At 42.6% G+C, this 13,642-nt stretch carries 17 protein-coding genes, 1 pseudogene and 1 other annotated feature; of the genes and pseudogenes, 7 read left to right on the top strand and 11 right to left on the bottom strand.

All coding sequences use genetic code 11. The annotated features are described in order from the left end of the window. Window positions 1-10: 10 nt before the first annotated feature. From yhbY to ACQE26_RS11245, 4 genes are read right to left on the bottom strand one after another with little or no spacing between them, the layout of a single operon-like run. Window positions 11-301: a ribosome assembly RNA-binding protein YhbY gene (yhbY, locus tag ACQE26_RS11260; protein WP_003152858.1), complete on the bottom strand. Its 291-nt coding sequence runs from the start codon at window positions 299-301 to the stop codon at window positions 11-13. Beyond that, the gene (gene aroE, locus ACQE26_RS11255; RefSeq protein ID WP_500469411.1) at window positions 295-1,137 is read right to left on the bottom strand and encodes a shikimate dehydrogenase; all 843 of its coding nucleotides are present in this window, start codon (window positions 1,135-1,137) and stop codon (window positions 295-297) included. The genes yhbY and aroE overlap by 7 nt, the downstream gene beginning before the upstream one ends. 19 nt (window positions 1,138-1,156) lie before the next feature. Continuing rightward, entirely contained in the window at window positions 1,157-2,257 is a 1,101-nt protein-coding gene (gene yqeH, locus ACQE26_RS11250) for a ribosome biogenesis GTPase YqeH (protein WP_500469409.1), read from the bottom strand. A 2-nt stretch (window positions 2,258-2,259) separates the two neighbouring features. Further along, complete coding sequence (locus ACQE26_RS11245; protein WP_014470710.1) at window positions 2,260-2,778, bottom strand: YqeG family HAD IIIA-type phosphatase; 519 nt, start codon at window positions 2,776-2,778, stop codon at window positions 2,260-2,262. 361 nt (window positions 2,779-3,139) lie between these two features. Here ACQE26_RS11245 and ACQE26_RS11240 point away from each other — a divergent pair, with 361 nt between their 5' ends. Then, window positions 3,140-3,280 (top strand): sporulation histidine kinase inhibitor Sda, encoded by a 141-nt coding sequence (locus ACQE26_RS11240; protein WP_003152850.1) that lies wholly within the window; start codon window positions 3,140-3,142, stop codon window positions 3,278-3,280. Window positions 3,281-3,619: 339 nt separating this feature from the next. Here the strand turns inward: ACQE26_RS11240 and ACQE26_RS11235 are convergent, their stop codons facing one another. The 5 genes and pseudogenes from ACQE26_RS11235 to ACQE26_RS11215 all read right to left on the bottom strand — a co-directional run bounded on the left by ACQE26_RS11235 (window position 3,620) and on the right by ACQE26_RS11215 (window position 5,891). Further along, entirely contained in the window at window positions 3,620-4,351 is a 732-nt protein-coding gene (locus tag ACQE26_RS11235) for an SGNH/GDSL hydrolase family protein (RefSeq protein WP_438420265.1), read from the bottom strand. Window positions 4,352-4,422: 71 nt separating this feature from the next. Then, window positions 4,423-5,157 (bottom strand): polysaccharide deacetylase family protein, encoded by a 735-nt coding sequence (locus tag ACQE26_RS11230; RefSeq protein ID WP_438420266.1) that lies wholly within the window; start codon window positions 5,155-5,157, stop codon window positions 4,423-4,425. Between the two features lie 113 nt (window positions 5,158-5,270). Beyond that, window positions 5,271-5,441: pseudogene (locus ACQE26_RS11225) on the bottom strand (peptidoglycan-binding domain-containing protein); the annotation flags it as partial. Window positions 5,442-5,620: 179 nt separating this feature from the next. Continuing rightward, the gene (locus tag ACQE26_RS11220) at window positions 5,621-5,767 is read right to left on the bottom strand and encodes an N-acetylmuramoyl-L-alanine amidase (RefSeq protein ID WP_500469408.1); all 147 of its coding nucleotides are present in this window, start codon (window positions 5,765-5,767) and stop codon (window positions 5,621-5,623) included. Next, window positions 5,754-5,891 (bottom strand): hypothetical protein, encoded by a 138-nt coding sequence (locus ACQE26_RS11215; RefSeq protein WP_500469407.1) that lies wholly within the window; start codon window positions 5,889-5,891, stop codon window positions 5,754-5,756. Before ACQE26_RS11215 ends, ACQE26_RS11220 begins: the two co-directional genes overlap by 14 nt. A gap of 108 nt (window positions 5,892-5,999) precedes the next feature. On the opposite strand from ACQE26_RS11215, the gene ACQE26_RS11210 reads away from it, so the two are divergent. Continuing rightward, window positions 6,000-6,626: a TVP38/TMEM64 family protein gene (locus tag ACQE26_RS11210; RefSeq protein WP_060964705.1), complete on the top strand. Its 627-nt coding sequence runs from the start codon at window positions 6,000-6,002 to the stop codon at window positions 6,624-6,626. Window positions 6,627-6,641: 15 nt separating this feature from the next. Here the strand turns inward: ACQE26_RS11210 and ACQE26_RS11205 are convergent, their stop codons facing one another. Beyond that, window positions 6,642-7,112 carry a GNAT family N-acetyltransferase gene (locus ACQE26_RS11205; RefSeq protein ID WP_500469405.1) on the bottom strand — a complete coding sequence of 157 codons (471 nt, stop codon included), beginning with the start codon at window positions 7,110-7,112 and terminating at the stop codon, window positions 6,642-6,644. Next, entirely contained in the window at window positions 7,078-8,334 is a 1,257-nt protein-coding gene (locus tag ACQE26_RS11200) for an MFS transporter (RefSeq protein WP_500469403.1), read from the bottom strand. The genes ACQE26_RS11205 and ACQE26_RS11200 overlap by 35 nt, the downstream gene beginning before the upstream one ends. A 47-nt stretch (window positions 8,335-8,381) precedes the next feature. Next, window positions 8,382-8,611 (bottom strand) — a binding site (T-box leader). Between the two features lie 179 nt (window positions 8,612-8,790). On the opposite strand from ACQE26_RS11200, the gene sigK reads away from it, so the two are divergent. From sigK to gdh, 5 genes are all read left to right on the top strand, one after another. Further along, window positions 8,791-9,519, top strand: coding sequence for an RNA polymerase sporulation sigma factor SigK (gene sigK, locus ACQE26_RS11195; RefSeq protein ID WP_438420269.1), 729 nt, complete (start codon window positions 8,791-8,793; stop codon window positions 9,517-9,519). A 518-nt stretch (window positions 9,520-10,037) separates the two neighbouring features. Then, a complete protein-coding gene (locus ACQE26_RS11190; protein WP_016938879.1) occupies window positions 10,038-10,355 on the top strand; it encodes a winged helix-turn-helix transcriptional regulator in 318 nt (105 codons plus the stop codon). Window positions 10,356-10,426: 71 nt separating this feature from the next. Then, entirely contained in the window at window positions 10,427-11,062 is a 636-nt protein-coding gene (locus tag ACQE26_RS11185; RefSeq protein ID WP_500469400.1) for an FMN-dependent NADH-azoreductase, read from the top strand. 537 nt (window positions 11,063-11,599) lie between these two features. Then, window positions 11,600-12,451, top strand: a complete 852-nt coding sequence (locus ACQE26_RS11180; protein ID WP_045926768.1) for a RhaT/GlcU family sugar-proton symporter — start codon at window positions 11,600-11,602, stop codon at window positions 12,449-12,451. Window positions 12,452-12,518: 67 nt separating this feature from the next. Continuing rightward, window positions 12,519-13,304 carry a glucose 1-dehydrogenase gene (gene gdh, locus ACQE26_RS11175; protein ID WP_060964700.1) on the top strand — a complete coding sequence of 262 codons (786 nt, stop codon included), beginning with the start codon at window positions 12,519-12,521 and terminating at the stop codon, window positions 13,302-13,304. The last annotated feature ends 338 nt before the right edge of the window (window positions 13,305-13,642 follow it).

The raw sequence follows: 13,642 nt of genomic DNA, 5'->3' as shown, positions 1-13,642 counted from the left end.
GTCAACCACCTTACGGAAGCTCGATTTGTTTATTTTCCTTTGATTCCTTATACAATACGATCGTATTTCCGATCGTCTGTACCAATTGAGAACGGCTGCCTTTCACAAGGGCTTCTGCGACATCGTTTTTATCGTCTTCGCAGTTTTGAAGCACGCTGACTTTAATCAGCTCTCTTGCCTCTAAAGCCTCGGCAATCTGTTTCACCATGTTTTCGTTGACTCCGCCCTTTCCCACTTGAAAAATAGGCGTTAAATGATGCGCTTTTGAACGCAAAAACCGTTTTTGTTTTCCTGTTAACATTGTGTTCCTCCTAGTTTTCCTTCAACAATTGCTCTCATCAGGCCGCTGTCAGGCTCCTGTTCCGTCCACAGCTGGAAGGACAGTGCGGCCTGTTCTACAAACATGCCGACGCCGTCAAGGGTAGTCAAACCTCTTTTTTCGGCTTCTTTTAATAACGCCGTTTGAATCGGGTTGTATACGATATCACAAACGATGGCGCCCGCTTTGGCCCGTTCCAATGAGAGCGGCACGGCATCCGTGTTTGGATACATGCCGACAGATGTTGTATGAATAATGACGTCATATTGCTCAAGCTGATTTTCAGCTTCTTCTAATGTAAGAGCGCGTTTCTGCTGAAAAGAGGGAGCCGCCGCAATCAGACTTTCTGCTTTTTCCGGCGTGCGGTTGCAAACGTCAAACTGTTTCGGCTCTTTGCGGACGATCGTCGTAAAAATTGCTCTTGCCGCCCCTCCCGCTCCTATCATTAGAATGGAGAGCTCTGATATCGGTTTGTCCAAAACTTTGACTAAGGATTTATAAAATCCATCTCCGTCAGTATTATACCCGATGAGCCTGTCTCCCTCTCTTTTGACGGTATTTACGGCCCCGAGTACTTTTGCGCTTTCATGTATTTCATCCAGATGCTCCATGATCGCGACTTTATGCGGGACTGTTACATTAATTCCGCAGATGCCCAGTGCTTTAATTCCGTTAACGGCGTCCTTGAGGTTGTGAGGTTCCACCTGAAACGCAAAATACTGCCCGTTGATGTTCTTATCTTTCAAAGCCGCGTTATGAATATCGGGTGACATTGAATGCCCGATCGGATTTCCGATTACTCCGTACAATTGTTTCATGCTCCCTCTCCCCTTCTCTCTATATTAATGAACGGCGGACAAATACGTGTACGCCTTTCGGAGCGTAAGCCGTTATTTTTTTATCTGCATGCTGCACCGTGACCCATCCGAGACCGGAAAAAACGATATCCGTCTTTCCTTCTTTAATCGTAAACGTGTGAGCCGTAAGCTCCGGAAATTCATCCAAATGATCTTTCCCGGGCGGGGTGAGCAGTTCACCCGCATGCTTTTCGTATAAGGCGTCAGCATTTTCAAGCTTTGTTCTGTGAATCATCAATTCATTCGGCATATAGCAGACAAACGCCGCTTTATCGCCTGAAACATAATCAAACCGGGCAAGCCCGCCGAAGTAAAGCGTTTGTTTCTCATTCAGCTGGAAAGTGCGCGGCTTCAGTTCTTTTTTCGGTGTCAGCACCTTTAAGTCACGCTTGTCCACGTAATGCGCCATCTGGTGATGGTTAATGATTCCCGGGGTATCATAAAGCGCGGACCCGTCATCAAGCGGGATTTCAATTGCATCAAGAGTCGTGCCCGGAAATTGAGAGGTGGTAATGATATTCTCTTCCCCTGAGACCTCTTTAATAATCCGGTTGATAAACGTTGATTTGCCGACATTCGTACAGCCCACCACATACACATCACGGCCTTCGCGATAATGTTCTATGGCGTCAATGACTTCTTTCATCCCTTGTCCGCGTGAAGCGCTGATTAAAAAGACATCAAGAGGTTTTAAGCCGTATTCTTTCGCTTCGCGTTTCATCCATTGAACGAGCCGTTCCCGTTTTACGGATTTCGGAAGGATATCAGCCTTATTGCCGACAAGGATGATCGGATTTCCGCCGACAAAGCGGTTCAGTCCGTTTATCCAGCTTCCGTTAAAATCAAAAATATCAACGACTTTGACAATAAGAGAGTCAGTATCGCCGATTGTGTGCAAGATATTTAAAAAGTCATCGTCCGTTAATGAAACATCTTGAATTTCATTGTAGTTTTTCAGTCTGAAGCAGCGCTGGCAGATGACATTCTCTTTTGTGAGCGATGCCTTCGGCGCATACCCGAGACCTTGTTTATCCTCGGTCTGGATCGCTACTCCGCAGCCGATGCAAACAACCTTTTCCATTTCTAATCCTCCCACTGAATATGGCCTTTACGTTTCAAAGAACTCAATATTCTCCGTTCAATCCGGCGGTTAAAGCGCGTCATGACCCCGTCAGAGGAAGCGACCGGCACGACAAGGATCGTATGATACCCGTGTCTGTTTCCGCCGAGAACATCAGTAAGCAGCTGATCGCCGATGACCACACAGTCTTCTTTTTTCAGATCCATGCTGCTGACGGCTCTTTTAAAGGCGCGTCCCATCGGTTTTCTTGCCTTATAAATAAACGGTATGCCAAGCGGCTCCGAGAATAATTTCACTCTTCGTTCATTATTATTGGAGACGATCGTGACTTTAATGCCGTGCTCCTTCATTTCTTCAAACCACTCGATTAATCGAGGTGTCGCACTCGGTCTGTCCCACTCTACAAGCGTATTGTCAAGGTCTGTAATAATCCCTTTCACATTGCGCTCCTTGAGCTTTTCCGGTGTGATATGAAATATATTTTTCACAAATTCGTCAGGTAAAAAAAACTTTTTTAACAAAACCCGCACCCTTCCCTTTTTTCTTTCTATCATCTATATGTCGAAACCTGTCGGATTTAAAAACAAAGTCGGACTCAGCAAAAAAATTTCGACAAAAATTGGGTTTCTTCACCAGTTGTGGATAAAATTACACACATTATCCACTCTTATTACATCCGGATTTATCCAGATTATAAACAAGATACTAACAAGTTATCCACTTATGAGTGTGGATAACAGAACGATTGTTCTTATTTGTATTTCATGGTAGATTAAAGATAACCTCACCATGATTGAAACGCAACCTTCCATCATATGCTCGCGTCTGATGATTGATTACAACTGTTAAGGAGGTGCCACTCCCATTAATTGGGTCCCCGGCATGAGAAAGCTTTCTGATGAATTACTAATAGAATCTTATTTCAAAGCCAATGAAATGAATTTGAGCCGTGAATTTATCGAGTTAATTGAAAACGAAATCAAAAGAAGATCGCTCGGACACATTATTTCCGTTTCTTCTTAAACAGAAAAATTTTCCGGGCGAATTTCCTTTTTTTACTCAGATGACTGATATTATATCACTTCGGTTATACGCTTTACTACCACTTTCAACAAAAAACACCCCTTACAGAGGTGTTTAAGAGGACTGCTGTTAAATTTTGAACCAATACAGGCCGCCCAGAACGAGAAAAACGACGAGCAGCACAACAAAAAATGCGTACCAGTACCCCGCATTCACCCGAGGAGGCGGGCATACAGGATATGGAGGAGGGAAACCGCGGTTCATAGCAAATCGCCTCCAAAAAGATGTTTTTCTACAGCCTATGATGCACGAGCAAAACGGCTTAGGCAGCTGACGGCGTCAGCGTTCCAAAATCCGCCCATTTTTTATGCCTTCAATTAAGATTCTGGCCCCTTTTGGTGTCATGTGATTTCCGGAAGGATCTATCAGTCCGGATTGGATGAGCGCCCGGTCTGTATCTTTGCCGCCGTCCGCGCGTATAAAGTGTTTCCAATTATCCACCAGAGGCACTTTTAACTCTTTTGCAACCTGCCTTGTAATGCCGTTATAGGAATTATGCCATTTTCTCGCTCCGCCTTTTTCTTTAAAGGCTGAAGCTTTATATCTTGAATAGTAATAGAGATGATGCGTTCCGTTTCCTTCTATAACTGGAATGCACGTCATTAAAATCGGCTTTATGCGGTGCTTTCGGCTTTCGTTTACAAAATAAGTCAGGTTTTCTTTAAACCGTTTCTTTGATACTCGCGGCTGTTGTCCCGTCAAAATGCCCGCATCATTTGTTCCGAACATGATAAATAAATATTGGGGCTTGCGGTCAAGCACGTCGCTTTGAAATCGCAGGCGCGCATCCTCAGTCGTCTGACCGCCTATCCCTGCATTTATAACCGTAAGACGGCCGCGTTCCGTTGTTTTTAACATGTTTACCCACTGCTGCGCCTTTGGATAATCACGATAATCCCAATTGGAACCGCGCGTATTGCTGTCACCGAAAGCGACAGCGCTTTTCTCTTTGCCCGCGGCGCATCCTGATAACAGACAGGCTATCGCAATAAAAAGAACAGCAAACTTCATTTTTTCTCCCCCCAAACCTTACATCCTATATGGTACACGTCTCTTTTGCGGCTTTCAACGCGGCGCTCTCTTTACTGGATATGAAAAGGGCCGGCATCCTCTCCGATCAAATCCGAAACTTTAACAAACGTGTAGCCCTGCTTTTTCAGCTGGGGAATGATTTCTTTCAAAGCCTCAACCGTCTGGCGCCGGTTGCCTCCGCCGTCATGCAGAAGAATAATATCTCCACCTCTGGCATGTGAAACAACGTGTCTGACGATTTTTCCTTTTCCGGGCCTTCTCCAGTCCCTCGGATCTTGGTTCCAAGACCACATGATGATATGATAGCCCTCTTTTAAGATGCTTTTGAAAGCCGTACGGTTCAGCGATCCTCCCGGCGGGCGGAATAACTTGTCCCCTTCCGGCTGAAGCGATGTAATATGGCGGGCTGAGCTGTGAAGCTCTTTTAAAATGTCTTTGCGTTTCAGACGGTGAAAATAAACATGGTTCATCGTATGGTTGCCGATTTCATGTCCTTCTTCAATAATGCGCTTTGCCGTTATAGGGTAATTGTCTATACGGCTTCCGATACAAAAAAAAGTCGCTTTAACATTGTACTGTTTCAGCACGTCTAACACAGCCTCTGTATAGACAGGGTGGGGGCCGTCATCGAAGGTTAAAGACAGTTTCTTTTTTTCAGACCTTATGTCCCAGTACACGTTTCCCGTCTTCTCCATGTCACTTCTTTTTAATGATTTCGCATCGGCGGACACGGCAGTGAGACTCGTGAGGACGCATATCATAATGATCAGATGAAAGCATTTCAACGTTTACACCTCCAGTAAACACTACTGTTAACGTGTCCCCTTTTTTAAAAATCATTCTGCGCGCAACTAATGTACATCACCCGCTTTTTCTGTAAGAAACAGGTAATTCCGAATTATGACAGCACTACTTCCGGCTTGTCTTTCGTTTTCGGACCGTAAATCCCGTCAGCCTGTAAGCCGTTCGTGATTTGGAACCGCTTTACGGCATTGGCGGTTTTGGGTCCGTATATTCCGTCAACTCCATGATCTTTCGCATTTTTATCAGAATAAAAATCAGCGGCGGCAAAGGGGTCGTCAGTTTAATGATTTATTTACAGAGTCGTCAGAGCCGTTTATGCCTTTTTCAAAAGGCTTCCCAGCTGTTCAGCAGCCTGCCGGGGCAATTCTTTATGGGGAACAGCGCGTTCAAGAGGTATATTTTTGCACAGCCTTATCAAAATTACCGTCGGCGTTTTCACAAATTTCAATTCCCATTCCCTGTCCCATTTGTTCCGTCTCCGGCGTGCCAGCCGTTCTCATCGAGCGGCAAATGCTGATAAACCACTGAGTCATCCACTGTAAAGTGCCAGCTGATAGCTGTGTCCGGCTGTTTCACGTCATTTGCGCGCATCTTTCGCGTCTGCGCCCTCGTCCGTGTTGGATGTATGATGGGCGGTAATATAATCCGGGTCCATTGCATATCCCGGCCGGTTGCCGTTTGATTTCGGTATCAGGTCTTTTTTTATGGATGCCATTTTACCTCTCCTATTAACCAATGCAAAAGCACGCTTATCGGACACCCTATTTTAATAGAAGGAGATAGATTTGTACTGTATACTATTTGAAAAGAGGTGAACGTACAGATGATAAAAAAAGGATTCAGTCTTGCCGTCATCATTGCTGTTGTGATGATCGGTTTTATGCAAAAAGACGTCTGGCTCGGCATGATTCGGGCGGGCGGAATGTACGCCGTGCTTATGAGTATCCTGCTGGTCGCAGCTGACGTATTTTTTCCGATTGTTCCATTCGCCATTATCGCGGCCTTAAACGGAGCGGTCTTCGGGATTGTAAACGGGGTGTGGATTACATTGTCAGGCGCGATGCTCGGGACAATGGCCTTGTTTTTTCTCGTCCGGTACGGATTCAGAGACTGGGCCAGAAAAAAGCTGCGGTCTTACCCGGCCGCGGCCCAATATGAAGATTCATTCCATCAGCACGCGTTTACGGCGGTGCTTTTCGGGCGGCTGATTCCGATTATACCGTCGCTTGCCATGAATACTGTATGCGGGCTGAGCAACATACGATGGCCGATCTTTTTTTCCGCATCGGCGCTCGGCAAAATTCCGAACATTGTGATCGTGACAGTCGCAGGCGCTTCATTTACAAGCAACAAACTGCTGTCTTTCGGAATTTACGGAATGTATATGCTCGTGTTAATGGCGGTCATTTATAAAAAGTTTCCCGGCCTTTTAAAAACGACGAAAAAATGAAGCATGTACCGCCCCCTATACCGGCGGTACGGCTCCTCTCATTCTGAGAACCTTTCCGTTTAATTCTGAACCGAGCACTTTCAGGTTTTGCTTTTTGTAAAATGACAGGGCCGCTTTATTGTCCGGAGAAACTCTAAGATGATATTCCGAAACACCGTTCGTTCTGAAAAACTGATTCGCGTATTGATGGAGCTTCGTCCCGTCCCCCATTCCCTTCTGCCGCTCAGTAATATAGTAAAGGTGCACATAACCGATTTGTTGATCGCGATAAGGTTTAATGGAGGCTTCAAGCTGTCCGATCGGCTGCCCGTTATGAAAAAGCAGCACAAAACCGTCGGGAAAGCTCTTGATTTGAGATGACAGCCATCTGAGATACTCATCCTTATTAAAATGATCCGCCGTGCCAAAGCTGACGAGAAACGAATCTTTGCGAAATGAAACGGCCGTCTCTTTATGTTTGTTTAAATTGATTCGCTTGAAATCCATCAAGTGTCCTCCTTTTTGCGGCCGCAAGTAAGAATGAGCATAAAACGGCTGCCAACATCAGCATAACGGCTGCGCCTGTGATGACGATATGGCGGACGGAAGAACTGACTGCCGCCGCTCCGAAAACCGCCGTTATCAATATAATAAAGACAGCTTCAACTAATGAATAACAGCTGCCCACCCTCCCCATAATGTCCACCGGAACATTTTTTTGATAAAACGTCTGAAATCCCGTATTGGCAAATGCCAAGAAAAAAGCCAGACAGAAAAACCCGCAAGCAGCAGTCCAAAAAACGTGAGAAAACGCATAAATCATATATCCCGCCGCTGTGAAAAAAGAGCCCATTCCCATCAATAAAGAAGCCGGCATTTTTTTATTAAAGAACACATTGACAAGCGCCCCCGCTATAACCCCTGCCCCTGACACACTGACGAGAAAACCGTAATCAGCATCAGTCAGCTGAAGAACCTCTTTTGAAAAAGCGACTTCAAGCGAATCAAGTGCAGACAACATCACGGTCATGACCAGACTGAATAAAAAATAAATGATCATGACGTTTCGCGCCGTTCGGCTGAAGCGATGTACGAGCTTCCAATCTTCTTTGCATACTGCCAAAGAAAGCTTCTGCCTGGGAGAATGTACGTGAGGCTCACTTTCAAGATTCGGCAGCATCATCGTGATGAAACCGGACAGCATTAAAGCAGCCGCATTCACCCAAATCGCAAAAATCGGCGTGCCGACGATAAAAAGCAGCCCGGTCGCAGCCGGGCCGAGGAGAAAAGCCCCTGATTCCGGCAAAGCCCTTAGTGAATTGAATCGTTTTCTCTTTTCAGCCGGGATAAGCATCGTCACATACGCCATGGAACACGGACGAAACATCGCATTAGCCATATGAATCAAAAACACGATACAATAAACGGAATATAGAGACCATGCAGTAAACATCAGCGGCAGAACGGCAATGAATCCAGCCCGGATGAAATCAAGCGACATCATCATACTCCGTTTGTTACACCTGTCGATGATGCTGCCCGCCCACCCATTTGTCATCAAAACAGCCGCAGGCCTGATTAAATAAAGAATGGAAACTGCAAAAGCAGACCCTGTTTCTTTTAAGACAATAAGATTAAGAGACAAAAAATAAATCCATTCACCAATATTCGCCACCCCGATTCCGGTTAACAAAAGCACCGGGTGCCGCCAAGACTTCCAGTTTTTCATCTTATCCCTCCCTCAGAAAATAAAAAACGCCCTCAAGACAATGAAGTCTTGAGGACGGGAAACAGCCCGCTATGCCACCTCAATTCGGTTTGGCGCCGGCCTTGCCGGTACAAAGCTTACTCGGTAACAGGAGTATCCGCCGCATCATCCTCGTTTTACATGATTCCGATGCGAAGCTAAGAGGTTTGTTTCAACACATCCATTCATACTCCTTCCCAGCTCCCGGAGCTCTCTGTCATGAATGATATCTGTCTACTCTTCTCTTCAGCGCTTTTCACTTTATATTCTTTTCGATTTTACTTTTTTTAACAATATACAGGCTCAATCAGAAAAAATCAAGAGGCTGTAAGAAATAAAACTTGCCTTTGATTAATTTCCCTGTACAGACACAAACAGCCTGACTGCCACATACAGTTACATATAGGCTTTTGCCTACATAACTTTGTGGAGGTGAGGATGGTGACAGGTGTTTTTGCAGCGCTCGGGTTTATTGTGAAAGAACTCGTGTTTTTAGTATCATACGTGAAAAATAATGCCTTTCCACAACCGCTCTCAAATCATGAGGAGAAAAAATACTTAGACCTTATGGCCGAAGGAGATGAACACGCCCGCAATATGCTGATCGAACATAATCTCCGTTTAGTCGCCCATATTGTAAAAAAATTCGAAAACACGGGGGAAGACGCAGAAGATCTGATCTCCATCGGTACAATCGGGCTGATTAAAGGCATCGAAAGCTATTCAGCCGGAAAAGGCACGAAGCTTGCGACATATGCCGCGCGATGTATTGAGAACGAGATTTTAATGCATCTGCGCGCCTTGAAAAAAACAAAAAAAGACGTTTCCCTTCATGATCCGATCGGCCAGGATAAAGAAGGGAATGAAATAAGCCTGATCGATGTGCTCAAGTCGGAAAGCGAAGATGTGATTGACACCATTCAGCTCAACATGGAGCTTGAAAAGGTCAAAAAATATATCGACATTTTAGACGACCGCGAAAAAGAAGTGATTGTCGGCCGCTTCGGCCTTGATTTAAAAAAAGAAAAGACGCAGCGCGAAATCGCGAAAGAGCTCGGCATTTCAAGAAGCTATGTGTCGCGGATTGAAAAACGCGCGCTGATGAAGATGTTTCATGAGTTTTACCGGGCGGAAAAAGAGAAGCGTAAGAAATCGAAGGGAAAATAAGCGAAAAGCCGGATCTGACATTCCGGCTTTTTCTGTTTTACGAAGACTTTTTGAAAAAGAGATGTGACAGTTCCTTACATATACTCTATCAACCTAGATAAAAAGCTGAATATCCCCCTGTTTATTCACCTCCACATGTAGCTTGATATCTCATCATTTATATGTTCAATCATGTATAACGAACGCGGCATGATCAATACAACATAAGAGGCATTTCATTTCCCTCTTATCGTTAATTTATTTAACCGTCACAATTACTCATTTATACTTAAGTTATTGAATTATTTCCCTTTAATATCCGCACATTGTTATCAATAAAATATATTCATTTTATAATCATAATTTGACTATTTTAGAAAATTATTCGATACTAAAAGGAACCAAGGGGATAAAAAGTAACTAAAAAAAGAGATATCAACCTTTTTAATTCAAAGTACCCAAATACATTTCCATTATTTTTGTTACAATAAATGCATAAGTTATTTTTCATCCATATTTATTGAAGGAGGACATATAATATGGGCGAGTCAAAAGATTTACAACCTAAAGTAGAAAAAAGCTTCGAAATAATTGGGAAAAAGTGGACAGGTTTAATTATTTATGTGCTAATGAGTGGTCCTAAGCGCTTTAGTGAGTTAAGTGAGAGCATGCCTTCCTTAAGCAGAAGGATATTAACTGAACGGATTAAAGAATTAGAAGAACAGGGAATTGTTGTTCGAAATGTAATCCCCGATCGTCCGATACGTTCTGAGTACTCTTTAACTCAAAAAGGAACAGAATTAGGAAAAATATTAGGACCGATTAGTCAATGGGCGGAAAGCTGGGTCAAGGATTGACCATTCTTTTAGTATCTATGCCAATAAACAAAGCGCTATTTTTAATTATCTAATAAGGAAGGAAGATCTCCATGTCTAATGTTCTCTATATCACAGCACATCCTCTGCCTGAAGATGAATCACTCAGCATGACCGTAGGAAAAGAATTCATTGAAAGCTATAAGCAAACACATCCTGAAGATGATGTTGTCCATTTAGATTTATATAAAGCTGATATTCCGTATCTAGACGCAGATGTATTTAATGGTTGGAAAAAACTTCGCTCTCAAGCTTCACTTCAAGATTTATCAGCGGATGAACGGTTAAAAGTCGCCCGTTTAGCTGAATTAGGCGGACAGTTTTTGTTAGCTGATAAATATATTTTTGTAACACCTATGTGGAATTTATCTGTTCCAGCCATCATGAAGACCTATATTGATGCAATCGCGGTGTCAGGCAAAACCTTCACGTATACAAAAGAAGGCTCAAAAGGCTTACTAGAAGGAAAAAAAGCTCTCCATATACAATCGCGGGGAGACATCTACTCACATGGTCCTGAAATGGAAAGAGAGATGGGAAACCGATACTTAGAAGTGATCATGGATTTTTTTGGTATCAAATCATTTGAAAGTATTATTATTGAAGGGCAAATGAAGTTTCCAGAACAAACTTCTCAAATTAAAGATCAAGCAATTCGGCAAGCCAAAGAGATGGCTAAACAATTTTAATCCAACACATCATAAGGCCTTGAACCTTATCAAGGCCCTTCAAGTTTCTACAAGCTTTTTTGTTTTATACATCTTCCTATACTGATTCCTCTTTTTCTTTAAAACATAAATAGCTGCCGCACACCTCCAACCTGCATGATTTATACGACTGTGCCCTCAATAAACACTTTCCCAGCAGATATTAATGTTTCTGCCATTTTTGAGTTTCACCTTTCTTTTTTATATGTTAGTTACAACCCACTCATAACCTATACGGTAAACTAACCTAAGTAACCAATAGTAACTTAGGTTAGTTTTTTTTCGTTACGACTGATTTTTTCTATTGATATCAGATTTCATATAAATGAACCATTTTTATTATTCCAGACCCGAAACATCAAGAAAGGTCTAATTGAAGAACTAATCAGAAAAAAAGAAATGCAAGATGAAACCATTGACTATTTTAGTTACCTAGGTTACTATTAGTAACGTAAAGTGACGAAACAAAACTAGCCACTTTCAATACATCAAGGGTTTGGGAAAGAAGGTTTGCATCAAATGGATATTTTCTTAGCCATTCTTCCTGCAATATTTTGGGGAAGTATCGTCCTCTTCAATGTCAAGTTAGGCGGAGGACCTTATAGTCAAACACTTGGAACAACGATTGGAGCACTGATCTTTTCAGCTGTTATCTATCTCGTTATCCATCCTGTATTGACGCCTTTTATCTTTATTGTAGGAATCGTTTCAGGGTTGTTTTGGGCTGTTGGACAAAGTAATCAGTTAAAAACCATTGAATATATTGGTGTTTCTAAAACGATGCCGATTTCAACAGGTATGCAGCTCGTATCAACAGCTTTGTTTGGGGTGATTGTTTTTCATGAGTGGTCAACAGTCACTACAGTTCTATTGGGAATACTAGCCCTCATTTTTATCGTGATTGGGATTGTGTTAACCTCACTTGAAAGCAAAAAAAATAAAGAGCAATCTGGGCAATTTAAAAAGGGCATTATCACACTCATCATATCTACGATTGGATATTTAGTATATGTTGTCGTTGCACGTTTGTTTAACGTTGATGGCTGGGTGGCTTTATTCCCTCAAGCAATCGGTATGTTTATCGGCGGACTCATCCTCACTTATAAACATAAGCCTTTTAATAAATACACAATTCGTAACATTATTCCCGGTCTTATATGGGCTGCAGGTAATATGTTCTTATTTATTTCCCAACCTAAGGTAGGGGTAGCGACAAGTTTTTCACTATCACAAATGGGAATCGTCGTGTCAACGCTTGGAGGTATCTTCTTACTAGGCGAAAAGAAAACAAAGCGTCAGCTTATTTCGATTTCAATTGGCATTGTGCTCATTATTTTGGGCGGAGTGCTGCTAGGGATAGCAAAAAGTTAAAATACATTAAACTAAACAGTAAGAATATCTATTAAAAAATAATCGTTAGAACCAGGAGGAACTTATCATGTATAAAGATTTAAAAGATAAAGTAGTCGTAATTACAGGCGGATCTACAGGCCTTGGACGTGCAATGGCTGTTCGCTTCGGTCAAGAAGAGGCAAAAGTTGTTATTAACTATTACAACCATGAAGAAGAAGCTTTAGATGCGAAAAAAGAAGTAGAAGAAGCAGGCGGACAAGCAATCATCGTTCAAGGTGACGTAACAAAAGAAGAAGACGTTGTAAATCTTGTTCAAACAGCTATTAAAGAATTCGGTACTCTAGACGTAATGATTAACAACGCTGGTGTTGAAAACCCAGTTCCTTCTCATGAGCTATCTCTAGATAACTGGAACAAAGTTATTGATACAAACTTAACAGGTGCATTCTTAGGAAGCCGTGAAGCAATCAAATATTTCGTTGAAAACGACATTAAAGGAAACGTAATTAACATGTCCAGCGTACATGAAATGATTCCTTGGCCATTATTTGTTCACTATGCAGCAAGTAAAGGCGGAATGAAACTTATGACGGAAACATTGGCTCTTGAATATGCGCCAAAAGGTATCCGCGTAAATAACATTGGACCAGGTGCGATGAACACACCAATCAACGCTGAAAAATTCGCAGATCCAGAACAACGTGCAGATGTTGAAAGCATGATTCCAATGGGTTACATCGGTAAACCAGAAGAAGTAGCAGCAGTAGCAGCATTCTTAGCATCTTCTGAAGCAAGTTATGTAACGGGTATTACACTCTTTGCAGATGGCGGTATGACGAAATACCCTTCTTTCCAAGCTGGAAGAGGTTAATAAAAATAAGGCCTTAAGGCTTTAGAGAAATTAAAAATAGAAGTCTGCGGACACTGAACTTATAGCACTAGTGCTGTTGGTTTGGTGTCTTTTTTTATATACTTTCAAAGCAGCTGATTGTATTGAACAAATAGGTTCATTTTATCCACTTGTGCGTTTTTTATTAGTCATGCGCTTTGCGGTATTTTGTCTGCATATCATTTTATATTCAATTTGGCCAGAAAAAGGGCACTGTTTTCAGTCCGTCCAAGGAAAAAAGGAAGGGTTCTTCCCTTCCTCTAGCCCTGACTTAATCTCCTGCAATTTTGAAACCGACATTTGAAGCTGGATCGCGCTTT

The organism is Bacillus sp. 5RYD7K (assembly GCF_059831465.1).
Note: the sequence above shows the minus strand (reverse complement) of the source record. Positions and strands in the feature narration are given on the sequence as shown.

Bases quoted from the DNA above. Each gene is read 5' to 3' on its own strand.
- sigK (WP_438420269.1), top strand. From the start codon at position 8,791: ATGGTGACAGGTGTTTTTGCAGCGCTCGGGTTTATTGTGAAAGAACTC.
- ACQE26_RS11215 (WP_500469407.1), bottom strand. From the start codon at position 5,891: ATGGCATCCATAAAAAAAGACCTGATACCGAAATCAAACGGCAACCGG.
- ACQE26_RS11240 (WP_003152850.1), top strand. From the start codon at position 3,140: ATGAGAAAGCTTTCTGATGAATTACTAATAGAATCTTATTTCAAAGCC.
- ACQE26_RS11220 (WP_500469408.1), bottom strand. From the start codon at position 5,767: ATGCGCGCAAATGACGTGAAACAGCCGGACACAGCTATCAGCTGGCAC.
- yhbY (WP_003152858.1), bottom strand. From the start codon at position 301: ATGTTAACAGGAAAACAAAAACGGTTTTTGCGTTCAAAAGCGCATCAT.
- ACQE26_RS11205 (WP_500469405.1), bottom strand. From the start codon at position 7,112: ATGGATTTCAAGCGAATCAATTTAAACAAACATAAAGAGACGGCCGTT.
- ACQE26_RS11200 (WP_500469403.1), bottom strand. From the start codon at position 8,334: ATGAAAAACTGGAAGTCTTGGCGGCACCCGGTGCTTTTGTTAACCGGA.
- ACQE26_RS11190 (WP_016938879.1), top strand. From the start codon at position 10,038: ATGGGCGAGTCAAAAGATTTACAACCTAAAGTAGAAAAAAGCTTCGAA.
- yqeH (WP_500469409.1), bottom strand. From the start codon at position 2,257: ATGGAAAAGGTTGTTTGCATCGGCTGCGGAGTAGCGATCCAGACCGAG.
- ACQE26_RS11235 (WP_438420265.1), bottom strand. From the start codon at position 4,351: ATGAAGTTTGCTGTTCTTTTTATTGCGATAGCCTGTCTGTTATCAGGA.
- ACQE26_RS11210 (WP_060964705.1), top strand. From the start codon at position 6,000: ATGATAAAAAAAGGATTCAGTCTTGCCGTCATCATTGCTGTTGTGATG.
- gdh (WP_060964700.1), top strand. From the start codon at position 12,519: ATGTATAAAGATTTAAAAGATAAAGTAGTCGTAATTACAGGCGGATCT.
- ACQE26_RS11180 (WP_045926768.1), top strand. From the start codon at position 11,600: ATGGATATTTTCTTAGCCATTCTTCCTGCAATATTTTGGGGAAGTATC.
- aroE (WP_500469411.1), bottom strand. From the start codon at position 1,137: ATGAAACAATTGTACGGAGTAATCGGAAATCCGATCGGGCATTCAATG.
- ACQE26_RS11185 (WP_500469400.1), top strand. From the start codon at position 10,427: ATGTCTAATGTTCTCTATATCACAGCACATCCTCTGCCTGAAGATGAA.